The organism is Alistipes sp. HGB5 (assembly GCF_000183485.2).
Taxonomy (GTDB): Bacteria; Bacteroidota; Bacteroidia; order Bacteroidales; family Rikenellaceae; genus Alistipes; species Alistipes finegoldii.
The window spans coordinates 19,402-32,720 of record NZ_AENZ01000070.1; the positions used below are offsets into that span (position 1 = coordinate 19,402).

Sequence of the window (13,319 nt, forward strand, 5' to 3'; positions counted from 1 at the left end):
GAAAAAGCGCAACTATCGTGCGGTGGTCATATTCGTCTGATGAGTGATGCACTTTGTCGCGGAGGGGGTGTCGGGTCTGTCGGTTTCATTTCGAACTTCTGCAATAAATCATGAAAGGTGCCGGCGGGGCGCCTTTTTCGTTACAGCCTGTATGAAACCCGAAGTCCGGACCTCCGGCTGCGGAGCCGGACTCGTGTGATATTGTGTCTGCAAATATAGGCAATTTTTCGGGAATGCCGATTCCGGTGCGGATTTTTTGCAGAATGCCGCGGCGGATGCGTCCGGGGAGATTCCTTCCCGGAAAGTCGGGCGGGCGGAGCTTGTTCATTACGGATATCCGATTGATTTTCAGGGATGTGATTTAATAAATATTTTGCCGAATTTAATAAATAAATTTATTTGCTGAAAAATCGCAAAAATGCCTGTAAAGCCGTCGCTCCCGACTGTTTTATACTATAGAGACGGAAACAGAAAATAACGTGAATCAGGAAATTTTATACAGGTATCTTAAAGGCGATACCACGCCGCAGGAGGACTTGCAGGTCGCGGAGTGGCTGGAAGCCGATCCGGTTGCCAACCAGAAGGAACTGGACATCGTCCGCTTCGTATTCGAGGGGATGGAGTTGTACGGAAACGACGCGAGGGCCGGAGCGCTCCGGACGCGCGGAATAGTCATTCCGTGGCGCAAGGTGTGGATCTTTGCCATGCGTGCGGCCGCCGTGCTGCTGCTCGTCTTTGCGGGCGGGTACGTCGCCCACCAGCGTACGTACGAAGCTATTTCCGATCGGCTGACTGCGGTGCACATTCCCAACGGCCAGCGCATCGAAATCACCCTGCCCGACGGTTCCCGCGTCTGGCTGAATTCGGGCGCCCGGATCGAATATCCGGTCGTATTCAAAAAGAATCTCCGCAGCGTGAAACTTTCGGGCGAGGCGCTGTTCGACGTGCGTCACGACGCCGAATGCCCCTTCGAAGTCGAGACCTTTGCGACCAAGATCAACGTGCTCGGAACGAAATTCAACGTAATAGCGGACGAGACCTATGGCCGGTTTTCGGCGGCATTGCTGCAGGGCCGGATCAAAGTCACCAACCTGCTCGATCCGCGCAGGCAGGAGATCGTTATGAAACCCGATGATATTGTGAATCTTTCGAACGGCCGTCTGTTCGTCGAGACGATCAGGGATCCGGAGGCGCTCTGCTGGACCGAAGGTCTGGTGCGCATCAGCGGACTTCCGTTCGATGAACTGATGGCCAAGTTCGAGCAGGTGTTCGACGTCAAGATCGTCATCGCCCGGAATTCGATTCCCGACATCGGAAAAATCAGCGGTAAGATTCGTGTGAACGACGGCATCGAGAATGCCCTCCACATCTTGCAGTACGCCGCCGATTTTTCCTTCGAGAAGGATGAGGAGACCAATGTGGTGACGATCCGCTGATCCTCCGCCTGTTATTGTTTAACCTAAAACCCCGGTAAGATATGCGCATGAAAAACAACTGACGACTTGACGATCCGAATCATTTGACCGATAAAAAAAGCCTGCGGACTGGACCTCCGCAGGCGAAGATAACAGATTAAATGATTCTTGCACCCATTAACCTATTATCTTAAACTTTACAAAAGTATGAATAAAACAGTATTCTTCAAAACCTTTCGAAGACTGTTTGGGTTCGTATTGGCAATCTCTCTGAGCGCGAGTGTCTTAACCGCTCAGGCACAGAATGCGCGCATAACCCTGAATCTGTCCGACGTGCCCATGTCGCAGGTTATGAAAGAGATTGAAAAACAAACTCGCTATCTTTTTATCAACAAAGGTGTCGACACCGGTAAAAAGCTCTCAGTCAATCTGACGCAGAAAACGATTCAGGAAGTATTGGACTACGTGCTCAAAAATACGGATATTACGTATAAGATCGACGGCACGTACATCATTCTTGCCGAGAAAGCCGCGGAAAAACCCGTCGCCGTGACGGGAAAGGTCAGCGACGTCAACGGCGTTCCCGTCATCGGGGCGTCCGTCGTGGTCAAAGGCACGACCGTCGGCACGAGTACGGACATGGACGGAACTTTCTCGCTTCAGGTACCCCCCCCCGCGGCTACGGCCCAGCTGGAGGTTAATTTTCTGGGGTACGAACCCGTCATGGTTTCCGTCGGCAACCGGACTTCCTTCGACGTTACGCTTCACGAAGCGGCTTCCGAAATCGAGGGCGTCGTTGTCACCGCCCTCGGCATCAAGCGTCAGGAGAAGGCCCTGAGTTACAACGTCCAGCAGGTCAAGGCCGAGGACATCACCACGGTCAAGGACGCCAACTTCATCAATTCGCTGACGGGCAAGGTCGCGGGCGTTACGATCAACGCCTCCTCTTCGGGCGTCGGCGGCGCGTCGAAAGTGATTCTCCGCGGCAACAAGTCCATCAGCCAGTCGTCCAATGCGCTCTATGTCATCGACGGAATCCCGATGTATAACTTCGGCGGAGGCGGAGGTACGGAGTTCGATTCGCGCGGCGCCTCGGAATCCATCGCGGACATCAACCCGGAGGATATCGAGTCGATGTCGGTGCTCACGGGTGCCGCCGCTGCGGCCCTTTACGGTTCGAACGCCGCCAACGGCGCCATCATGATCACGACGAAAAAGGGTAAGGCCGGCGCGCTCAAAGTGACGCTTTCGAGCAATACCGAATTCCTCGATCCTTTCGTGCAGCCGGAGTTCCAGAACCGTTACGGCACGGGTTCGAACGGCGTGAGGAGCGGTTCGGGCATTTACAGCTGGGGACAGAAGCTCCTGCCCGCGGCCCGCTACGGCTATACGCCCGCCGACTTCTTCGAAACGGGACACGTGTACACCAACGCCGTGACCGTTTCCGGCGGTACGGACAAGAACCAGACCTATTTTTCCGCCGCATCGGTCAATTCCGACGGCATCATCCCCAACAACGAATACGATCGCTACAACTTTACTTTCCGCAACACCTCTTACTTCCTGAAAGATAAACTGCGGCTCGACGCCAGCGCCAGCTATATCTATCAGAAGGACCAGAACATGACCAATCAGGGCGTATATTCGAACCCGCTGGTCCCGGCCTATCTCTTTCCGCGCGGCGAGAATTTCGCGATTTACAAGAAATTCGAACGCTATAATCCCGGCACCAAACTCATGGAGCAGTTCTGGTCGGCGGACATGGAGGGCGGCGACCTGCGCATGCAGAATCCCTACTGGATCGCCTACCGCAACCTGCGCAATACCGACAAGAAGCGCTACATGCTGTCGTTCTCGGCCAGCTACGACATCCTGCCGTGGCTGAGCGTTTCGGGACGTGTGCGTCTCGACAACTCCAATTCGCTCTATACGCAGAAACTTTACGCTTCGTCCAACACGACCATCACCGACGGCGGCAAGAACGGACACTATACCGAAGCCCGTGCCTACGATACGCAGACCTATGCCGACGTGATGCTGAACGTCAACAAGACCTTCGGCGACGATTGGTCGCTCACGGCCAACGTCGGCGCTTCGCTCAACAACATCAAGACCGATGAACTTTCGTACCGCGGTCCGATTCAGGAGAACGGCCTTCCCAATATCTTCAACGTATTCGACCTCGACGACACGAAGAAGCGCGCCGAGAAGGTCGGCTGGCACGACCAGACGCAGTCGGTCTTCGCATCGGTCGAAGTGGGGTGGAAACAGATGCTCTACCTGACCGCGACGGGCCGCAACGACTGGGCTTCGCAGATCGCCGGGTCGCCCTCCAAGTCGTTTTTCTACCCCTCGGTCGGCCTTTCGTGGGTTCCCTCCTCGACGTGGGATTTGGGCAACGCCTTCTCCTACCTCAAGCTCCGCGGTTCGATCGCCTCGGTCGGCCTGCCGTTCCCGCGTTTCCTGACCACGCCGACCTACGAGTACGATGCTACGGGCAAGATATGGAAGGATAAGACGCACTATCCGATCGGCGACCTGAAACCCGAACGGACCATCACCTACGAGGTGGGTATCGACGCCCGTCTGTGGAAGAACATCAGCCTTTCGGCCTCGTGGTATTCCGCCGATACGAAGAACCAGACGTTCGACCCGGCGCTTCCGCCGTCGTCGTCCTATACGACCATCTACCTCCAGACGGGGCATGTCCGCAATACCGGCGTCGAGCTGTCGCTCGGCTATTCGAACCAGTGGCGCGATTTCGGCTGGTCGTCGAACTTCACCTTCTCGTGGAACAAGAACGAGATCATCGACTTGGCTTCCGGTGCGCTGAATCCCGTTACGGGCCAGCCGCTGAATCTTTCGGAACTCGACATCAAGGGGCTGGGCAAGGCCAAATACATCCTCAAGCAGGGCGGCACACTGGGCGACCTCTATACCACTTCGGATCTGAAATTCAACGACAACGGTTATGTCGAGGTCGATAAGGCGGGCAACCTGCTTCTCACCGACGAGGGCGACCAGATCTATCTCGGCTCCGTTTTTCCGAGCGAGAACCTCGCATGGCGCAACGACTTCCGCTACAAGGGGATCAACCTCGGCCTGCTGTTCACGGGACGCATCGGCGGCATCTGCTACTCGGCCACGCAGGCCAACATGGACCTGTACGGCGTCTCGGAAGTTTCGGCAGCCGCGCGCGATGCGGGCGGCGTGCTGATCAACGGCCGCGAGATGGTCGATGCCCAGAAATGGTATCAGGCTATCGGTTCGCAGTCGGGACTTCCGCAGTACTACACCTATTCGGCCACGAACTTCCGCCTGCAGGAGCTGTCGCTGGGTTACACGCTGCCGCGCAAATGGTTCCGCAACAAGATGGGACTCACCGTCTCGTTTGTGGGCCGCAACCTGTGGATGATCTACTGCAAGGCTCCTTTCGACCCCGAAGCCGTGGCTTCGACGGGGCTGAGCTATCAGGGCATCGACTACTTCATGATGCCGTCGCTGCGCAGTCTGGGTTTCAACGTGAAATTTGAATTCTAAACCATGAACAGCATGAAAAAGATAAATGCATACATGCAGCTACTGCTGCTTTCGGTAGTGCTGCTCAGCATTTCGTGTACGGGCGATTTCGAGAACATGAATCGCAATCCGAACGAAGTGACCGACGGGCAGATGGATGCCCTGAACTACAAGATCGGCACGAAATTCCAGTCGCTGCAGGGACTCGTGGTTCCCGTGCAGGAGCATATGTACCAGTTCAACGAAAGCCTGTCGGGCGGTCCGTTCGGCGGCTATATCGGAGCGACGGTAGACAGCTGGCTCACGAAGTTCGAGACCTTCAATCCTTCGGCCGACTGGCGCAAATGGCCGTTCGCCAACGTGATTACCGAGACTTACACGCCGTGGCGCGGCATCGTCACCGGTACGGACGACGAGGTGGCCGTCGCTTTCGCCAAACTGTTGCGCGTGGCGATCATGCACCGCGTGACCGACTCCTACGGGCCTATTCCCTATTCGAACCTCGAAACCAACGAGTCGATTACGGTGAAGTACGACAAGCAGGAGGAGGTCTATATGAAGATGTTCGGGGAGCTGGACGAGGCGATCGCCGCCTTCGCCGCCAATACGACGCTTCCGGCCGAGGCTTTCAGCCGCTACGACCGGGTCTACGGCGGCAATATCGCCCAGTGGCTCAAATATGCCAATTCGCTCAAGTTGCGCATGGCGATGCGCCTTAGCGAAGTGAAGCCCGACGTCGCCCGGACGAAGGCTGCCGAAGCCATCGCCGCAGGCGTCATCACGGCCAATGCCGACAATGCGGCCATGCACGCCGCCGAGAACCGCACGACGCTGATCTACAACGACTGGGGCGACCACCGCGTCGGCGCCGACATTCTCTGTTACATGACCGGCTACGAAGACCCGCGTCTCGAAAAGATGTTCCTGCCCAACGACAAGGGCGATTACGTGGGCATCCGCATCGGCATCGACGTCACGAGCAAATCGCAGGCGCAGGCCAAGTATTCAAACATGATCGTTACCAGTTCGACGCCTTACCTGTGGATCAACGCGGCGGAGGTGGCTTTCCTCAAGGCCGAATACGAGCTGCGCTGGGGAACGAAGGATGCCGCCAAGGCGCTCTACGAGCAGGCGATCCGCCTCTCGTTCGAGGACAAGGGCGCCAAGGACGCCGACGCCTATATCGCCGACAAGACCAGAAAACCTGCGGCCTATAACGATCCGCTGGGCAATTACAGCGCGACCGCCCTGAGTTCGATCACCATCGCATGGGAGGACGATTCCGCCGAAGGCGCCGACAAGGCGGCCATCAAAGAGCGCAATCTGGAGCGTATCATCACCCAGAAATGGATCGCCATCTTCCCGCTGGGCGTCGAGGCGTGGTCCGAGCACCGTCGCACGGGGTATCCGCGCCTGCTGCCCGCCGTCGAGGACAAGTCGGGCGGTACGGTGGATCTGGCTCAGGGCGCCCGCCGTCTGCCTTATCCCGTCGAGGAATACGACAAGAACAACGCCAATCTTCAGGAAGCCGTACAGATGCTTAACAGCGAGTCGCAGGGCAGCCGCAAGGGCGACGGCATGGGAACCCGCGTATGGTGGGACGTGAAACCTTATAACAACTAAACGCTATGAAACAGCACAGAATAATACGTTTCTCCGGTTTGTTCCTGCTCCTCGGCGTACTCTTCGGCCTTGCCGCCTGCAATGACTGGACCGAGATGGAGGCCGTGGACAACAACGTGAAGAAACCGTGGGAGCAGGACCCGGCCTTGTGGGCGGAATATACGGCCGCTCTGCGGGACTATAAAAAGAGCGAGCATTTCATCGTCTACGCCCGCCTGCACAACTCGCCCGCACCGGCGGCCAGCGAGAAGGACTTCATGCGCTGCCTGCCCGATTCGCTCGATATCGTGGCGCTGACCAATGCCGACAATTTCTCGCGTTACGATGCCGAGGATATGGCCGTCATGCGCGAGAAAGGCACGAAAGTGCTCTGGCAGGTGGACTATGCCGGACGTGCCGCCGAATTCGCCGACGCCGCGAAACTGGGCGCATGGCTCGACCGGGTCGTGTCGTCCGTCGCCGCCAACGGCATGGACGGCTATTCGTTCACTGGGATTCCCAACGCCGGCGATCCGGCAGCGGTGCAGGCCGCAGCGCTGATCGTCTCGAAACTCTCGGCCGACGAGAGCAAGCTGCTCGTCTTCGAGGGCAATCCGCTCTTCGTCGCCGAAGCGGACCGTGCGAAGGTGGATTATTTCATCCTCGACACCGAGAAAACCGAAGATGTCGGCGACGTGAAGCTGCAGATACTCAACGCCACGGGTTACGCGGCCGTTCCGGCTTCGAAACTCCTGCTGGCGGCCGAGGCCGGAGCGCCCCTCAAGGACGAAGACCGCGTGGAGTATGCCGCTGTCGAGGAGATGTCGCGCCGCGTGATAGCCTACGGTCCGTTGCGCGGACTGGGGGCCTACAACATCGGCAACGACTACTACAATGCGGACATGAACTACAAAATGATCCGTCAGGCCATCCAGACGCTTAATCCTTCTAAATAACCGACGCTATGAAATTAATACATAAATATCTCATACTGGGCGTTGCGGCAGCGGGGGCCTTTACGGCCTGCGATAACTATGATGCCGATGACCACAAGTTCGACAATGTCGTGTACCTCGACGTGTCGAAGACCGACGAGGTGCAGCCGGCCACCTTCAGCAACAATACGCCCACGGTCGAAAAGCCGATTCAGGCGACGCTGGCCTATCCCGAAGGGCAGGACGTCGCGGTGTCGCTCACGGTGGACCCGTCGCTCGTGGCGACCTACAACGCCCGCTACGGTTCGGACTGGAAAATGCTCGACGCGAAGTATTACGAGCTGTCGTCCGACAACGTGACCATCCATGCCGGCAAGACCGCGTCGGAGGTGGTGACGCTCCGCCTGAAAGGGCTGATGGGCGAAGGCGAACAGCAGACCGGCGCGCTGCCCATCGACGAGACCTACCTGCTGCCGGTGCGCATCTCCCATTCGTCGATGTCGGTGCTGAAAGGCTCCGAGGCCGCCTATTATGTCGTCAAACGCTCTTCGGCCATCACCGTCGCGGCGCAGCTTACGGACAACTGGATCGAATTCCCGTCGCTCGACAAGTACGGCGACAACAGCATGCCGTGGAATAAACTCCGGGCCATGACCTACGAAGCGCTGATCTACATCGACGATTTCGCGCTGACCGACATTCAGGGCAATCCGGTGAGCATTTCGACCGTGATGGGCGAGGAGGACTATGCGCTGCTGCGTATCGGCGACACGAATTTCGAGCGCGAACAGCTGCAGTTCGACGGTTCGGGCGTCGGATTCGGCAAATTCCCCGGACGCGACAACACGAAGGTCCTCCAGAAGGGTTACTGGTATCACGTCGCCTGCACTTACGACCAAAACACCCGCGTCGTACGTGTCTATGTCAACGGCAGGATACAGAGCGAGGGGACCGAGATGGGGCCGGCCGCACTGGACGACAAGAACTTCATCCACCTGGCCCGCCGTGCGCTGTACGACCTGTGGGACAACGAAACTAATCCGGGTAAGAAAAATGAATACAAAACCCTCGGATACGATACGTATAGCGAAGCCCGCCAGTTCTTTATCAGTTATTCGTACAACGACTACCGTCCGCTGAACGGCAAGATCGCCGAGGCGCGCGTCTGGTCCGTCGCCCGCACTCCCGAACAGATCTGGGAGAACATGTACAACGTCGAGAACCCGAAGGACGACCCGACGCTGCTCGGTTACTGGAAATTCAACGACGGCAAGGGCAATACGGTGAAGGATTACTCGCGCTACGGCAACGACGGTCAGGCGAAATACGACCTGAAGTGGCCCGACGGCATCGAGATTCCGAAAATTAATGAAGTGGAGGAATAAATTATGAAGACGCAAAAGATACAGAATTTATTAGTAGTGACGCTTTTCTGCGCGGCGGCGCTCGCGGGCCTTACGGCCTGCGACGCCGACCCCGTGGAACGCGAAGGAGGCAAACTGCCCGACAAGGACGGGCTTGAGAATACCTACGGCATGCTGCGCAGTACCCGGAGCGTCCGGGACGAGGTGCGCGTATTTCTGACCGAAGGCAACGGATTCGTGACCGATAACTTCTATTATCAACTCACCAGGCCGCTCGGATCGGCGCTGTCCCTCGAAGCGGCCGTGAAAGCCGGGGAGGGCGAGACGGAACGCACTCTGCTGCCCGAAGCCAATTACGACTTTCCCGACGGCAAGAAGCTGGACATTGCAGGCGATGCCCAGCATTCGGCGCTCAAACGTATCCGTTTTTTTGCCGAGAATCTTGCTCCGGGCGAGTATTACCTGCCCCTGACGGTCGCTGCGGACGCTGCGGACGCTGCGGATGCCGAACGGCAGACTGTCAATTACCTGCTTACGGTCCGCGGTCTCCAGATGGGTGAGTACAAACTCAATCAGGAACAGGTGTTCACGGTATTTTACCTCAATACCGCTCTGTATCAACCCTTGCTCGTAGATGAATACCTGATGTCCAAACTGGACGAAAATTGGGAAAATGCATGGCCGGAACGACCCGACGGTACGAGAACCATCGGCGATATTGTAAATCTGCGTACGGTCGTACTCGATTACGACGCTGCAACGTCGCGGGCTTTACTGAATCTGGGTGCCGACATGCGCTATGTCCTCGGCCATGCGACCAAGTATATCCGTCCGTTGCAGGATAAGGGCCGCAAGGTCTGCATCAGCATCGAAGGCGGCGGCAAGGGATTGGGATTCTGCAACCTCACCGATGCGCAGATCGCCGATTTCACGGCGCAGGTGAAGGCGGTCGTTACCGAATACGGACTTGATGGCGTGAATTTCTGGGACCGGAATTCCGGTTACGGCAAAGAGGGCATGCCGGCGATGAATACGACGTCGTACCCCAAACTGATCAAAGCCGTGCGCGAAGCGCTGGGCGACGGACTGCTCGTAACGCTTACCGACCATATGGAGCCTACCGAATATTTCTGGGATACTGCGGCTATGGGCGGCATCGAGGTCGGCAAATACCTCGACTATGCGTGGTCCGGCTATCTGGATAACTCCAAAGACATGCAGATCGTCGATCCGTGGCATCAGGGCGCCGCGTTTGTTTCGGCGGAATGGCCCCGCAAGCCGATCGCAGGACTCGCTCCCGCCAAATACGGATGCGTCAATATTCCGTGGTATACGGGAGAGGCGGAAACAACCCCGACTGAGCGAATCGCACCTGTCTTTCTCTGGCGCGATGCCGGCTATAAACAGAGCAATATTCTGGTTTTCGAAGAGATGCGCACGGTTCTTCAGGACAAATACGAAAGTACATGGACCAGCAGTATCACGGATGGATATAAATTCTTTGCTGACGACGGAGTCTACCTTATCGACGAAAGCCCTTGGGGTAAGAATTACTTCTCGGAAAATGAGTATATGTTCGATGCTATTAAGCTGGGAGAGTTAGCGGATGGTAGGCGCGGATATAATAAATGGACAAAAGATTGGTAATGAATGAAGTCGGAAAAATGCCGGAAAAGTTCCGGCAGAATTATAAAAACCTTTAAAAACTTTATGCGTATGAACAAACCCCAAGAACAAATCACTCCTTGCAACAACGCTCCCGCCAAAGGGGGAAAATCAATTACTAACTTAAATTGTGGAAGCCGTTTGGTTTTTACGGCAGAAACGACGCTGCAACCGGAGTGTTGCAGCGTCGTTTGCGGTGTAAGGCGTGTTTTGCGCCGGGGCTTCTTTACGGAAGAGCCGGCGATTCGGCGGCCGTCTGACCGCCGGATTCCGGGCGTCAGATTTTGTCCAGCTCCACGGTGAAGTGCCGCAGGATCGGCGCCTCGAACGTGATGCGGTAGCCGGTGGTGATTTCGGCGCGGCGTTCGTAGATGTTGCGGCAGGCGGCGGCGATCACGCGGATGTGGTTGTCCGAATAGACCCGGCGCGGGATGGCCAGACGCAGCAGTTCGAGCCGCGGATAGCGGTTCTCGTGCGTGTCGGGGTCGCGGTCGGCGAGGATCGAGCCGATCTCCACGCCGCGGATGCCCGCTTCGAGGTAGAGCTCCACGGCGAGCGTCTGGGCGATAAACTGCTCCTTCGGGAGGTTGGGCAGCACCTTTTTCGCATCGACGAAGATGGCGTGTCCGCCTGCCGGACGCTGGTAGGGGACGCCGTATTCGTCGAGCAGGTCGCCCAGCAGCTTCACCTGACGGATGCGGGCGTCGAGCTGCTCGAATTCGGTGTTCTCGTCCAATCCCACGGCCAGCGCGTCCATGTCGCGGCCCGACATGCCGCCGTAAGTCACGTAGCCCTCGAACATGATGCTGAAGGTCATGGCCCGTTTGTAAAGCTCCTCGGAGCGCATGGCCACGAAGCCGCCCATGTTCACCACGCCGTCCTTCTTGGCCGAGATGGTCATGATGTCGGCATAGGTGTAGATTTCTCGGACGATCTCCTTGATCGTCTTGTCGGCGTAACCGGCTTCGCGGGTCTTGATGAAGTAGGCGTTTTCGGCGAAACGGGCCGAGTCGAGCAGCAGGGGCACTCCGTAACGGCGGCATACTTCGGCCGTCTCGCGGATGTTGCGCATCGACACGGGCTGTCCGCCCGCCGTGTTGTTGGTGATGGTCAGCACCACGCACGGAACTTTCTCGCGCGGGTTCTCGCGCAGGAGCTTTTCGAGCTTGGCGATGTCCATTTCGCCTTTGAACGGCAGCTCCTTCTGGGTGTCGGCCGCGTCGTCGATGGTGCAGTCCACGGCGTGGCAGCGGCGGAACTCGATGTGTCCCTTCGTGGTGTCGAAATGGGAGTTGCCCGGCACGATGTCGCCCTCTTTGAGCAGAGCCGAAAAGATGACGTTCTCAGCGGCGCGCCCCTGATGCGTGGGCAGGAAGAAAGGCATGCCGAAGAGCCGGGAAATGGTCTCCCTGAGCCGGAAATAGGACGATGCGCCGGCGTAGCTTTCGTCGCCGGTCATCATGGCCGCCCACTGGCGGTCGCTCATCGAACCCGTTCCCGAATCGGTCAGCAGGTCGATCGTGACCTGATCGCTGCGCAGTTTGAAGAGGTTGTAGCTGGCTTCGCGGATCCATGTCTCGCGTTCGGCGCGCGTGGAGGTGCGGATGGCCTCGGTCATTTTGATCTTGTAGGGTTCTGCATACGGAAGTGTCATACAAAAGAGCGTTTTAGGTTGTAATTTGTTGTTCGTATACTCAAAATTACGAAAATATTTTGAGATCTTTGGTATCGGTATTATATTTGTGAAAGCCGGTGTGTATTTTTTAATTCTTTCGCGCTATGAAAAAGTATCGTTGCACCGTCTGCGAGTATATTTACGACCCAGCGCTGGGTGATCCCGAAAACGGCATCGCTCCCGGCACGGCATTCGACGATCTGCCCGACGGTTGGATATGCCCGGTCTGCGGCGAAGGCAAATGGGCCTTCGAACCTCTCGAAGAACAATAAAAAACGACGAAGACTATGTTAAACCTCATTGTTTCACTATTAATTTTACCGCTTATGGCAACAGACACTGCAAAACAGGCGCGCTTCACTCCGAAGGACCTGCCTTACGCTTATGACGCTCTCGCACCGCAGGTCTCCGAAGAGACGCTGCGCTTTCACCACGACAAGCATTACGTGGGATACGTGAATAAACTCAACGAACTGATTGTCGATACCCCCTATGCCGAGCAGCCGCTGGAGGATATCGTCGTTTCGGCCGACGGCGCGATCTTCAACAACGCCGCGCAGATGTGGAACCACGAATTCTTCTTCGACGAACTTTCGCCCAAGGCGCAGACCCGTCCCACGGGCGCGCTGCTGAAGGCCATCGACGAAAATTTCGGATCGTTCGACCAGCTGAAGGCCCAGATGGAGAAAGCCGCCGCAGGGTTGTTCGGTTCGGGCTGGGTATGGCTCGCGGAGGACAAGTCGGGCAAGCTGGCGATCGTCAGCGAGCAGAACGCCGGCAATCCGCTGCGCTACGGCATGAAGCCCCTGATGTGCTTCGACGTTTGGGAGCATGCTTACTATATCGACTACCGCAACCGCCGCGCCGATGCTGTCGCAGCCCTCTGGGACCGCATCGACTGGAAGGTCGTCGAAGAGCGCTACGCCAAGAAATAGCGGGTTCCGCTTAGGAAAGGACGCCGTTTCCCGGTTTCGGGAACGGCGTTTTTTCGTGCCCGGATTTCATGCGGCGGAGGGTTTCCGGGGGCGGCGGACTATATTCCGCCGGATATACAGGATCGGAAATATTATATATTTCCGTCGTTCGCCGCAGAAAATTCTGGCGGGAAAAAATTGGTGGAAATGGCAAAAAGTATTACCTTTAA

9 protein-coding genes are annotated in these 13,319 nt (G+C 57.0%); 8 read left to right on the plus strand and 1 reads right to left on the minus strand.

Annotated elements, in window-relative coordinates; all coding sequences use genetic code 11:
* Positions 1 to 479: 479 nt before the first annotated feature.
* The 6 genes from HMPREF9720_RS12140 to HMPREF9720_RS12165 all read left to right on the plus strand — a co-directional run bounded on the left by HMPREF9720_RS12140 (position 480) and on the right by HMPREF9720_RS12165 (position 10,482).
* Positions 480 to 1,436, plus strand: a complete 957-nt coding sequence (locus HMPREF9720_RS12140; protein WP_009598681.1) for a FecR family protein — start codon at positions 480 to 482, stop codon at positions 1,434 to 1,436.
* Between the two features lie 186 nt (positions 1,437 to 1,622).
* Complete coding sequence (locus HMPREF9720_RS12145; protein ID WP_050805106.1) at positions 1,623 to 4,955, plus strand: TonB-dependent receptor; 3,333 nt, start codon at positions 1,623 to 1,625, stop codon at positions 4,953 to 4,955.
* A 12-nt stretch (positions 4,956 to 4,967) separates the two neighbouring features.
* A complete protein-coding gene (locus tag HMPREF9720_RS12150) occupies positions 4,968 to 6,557 on the plus strand; it encodes a SusD/RagB family nutrient-binding outer membrane lipoprotein (RefSeq protein ID WP_014774931.1) in 1,590 nt (529 codons plus the stop codon).
* Positions 6,558 to 6,562: 5 nt separating this feature from the next.
* Positions 6,563 to 7,492 carry a glycoside hydrolase family 18 gene (locus HMPREF9720_RS12155; RefSeq protein ID WP_009598668.1) on the plus strand — a complete coding sequence of 310 codons (930 nt, stop codon included), beginning with the start codon at positions 6,563 to 6,565 and terminating at the stop codon, positions 7,490 to 7,492.
* An 8-nt stretch (positions 7,493 to 7,500) separates the two neighbouring features.
* A complete protein-coding gene (locus HMPREF9720_RS12160; protein WP_009598675.1) occupies positions 7,501 to 8,856 on the plus strand; it encodes a BT_3987 domain-containing protein in 1,356 nt (451 codons plus the stop codon).
* A gap of 3 nt (positions 8,857 to 8,859) precedes the next feature.
* Positions 8,860 to 10,482 carry a glycosyl hydrolase family 18 protein gene (locus tag HMPREF9720_RS12165; RefSeq protein ID WP_009598667.1) on the plus strand — a complete coding sequence of 541 codons (1,623 nt, stop codon included), beginning with the start codon at positions 8,860 to 8,862 and terminating at the stop codon, positions 10,480 to 10,482.
* Between the two features lie 295 nt (positions 10,483 to 10,777).
* On the opposite strand, the gene HMPREF9720_RS12170 is transcribed toward HMPREF9720_RS12165, so the two are convergent.
* Positions 10,778 to 12,154, minus strand: coding sequence for a tryptophanase (locus HMPREF9720_RS12170; RefSeq protein WP_009598671.1), 1,377 nt, complete (start codon positions 12,152 to 12,154; stop codon positions 10,778 to 10,780).
* Between the two features lie 125 nt (positions 12,155 to 12,279).
* Between HMPREF9720_RS12170 and rd the strand changes: the two genes are divergently transcribed.
* Positions 12,280 to 12,447 (plus strand): rubredoxin, encoded by a 168-nt coding sequence (rd, locus tag HMPREF9720_RS12175; RefSeq protein WP_009598686.1) that lies wholly within the window; start codon positions 12,280 to 12,282, stop codon positions 12,445 to 12,447.
* 15 nt (positions 12,448 to 12,462) lie between these two features.
* Positions 12,463 to 13,110, plus strand: coding sequence for a superoxide dismutase (locus tag HMPREF9720_RS12180; RefSeq protein WP_009598669.1), 648 nt, complete (start codon positions 12,463 to 12,465; stop codon positions 13,108 to 13,110).
* Positions 13,111 to 13,319: the final 209 nt, after the last annotated feature.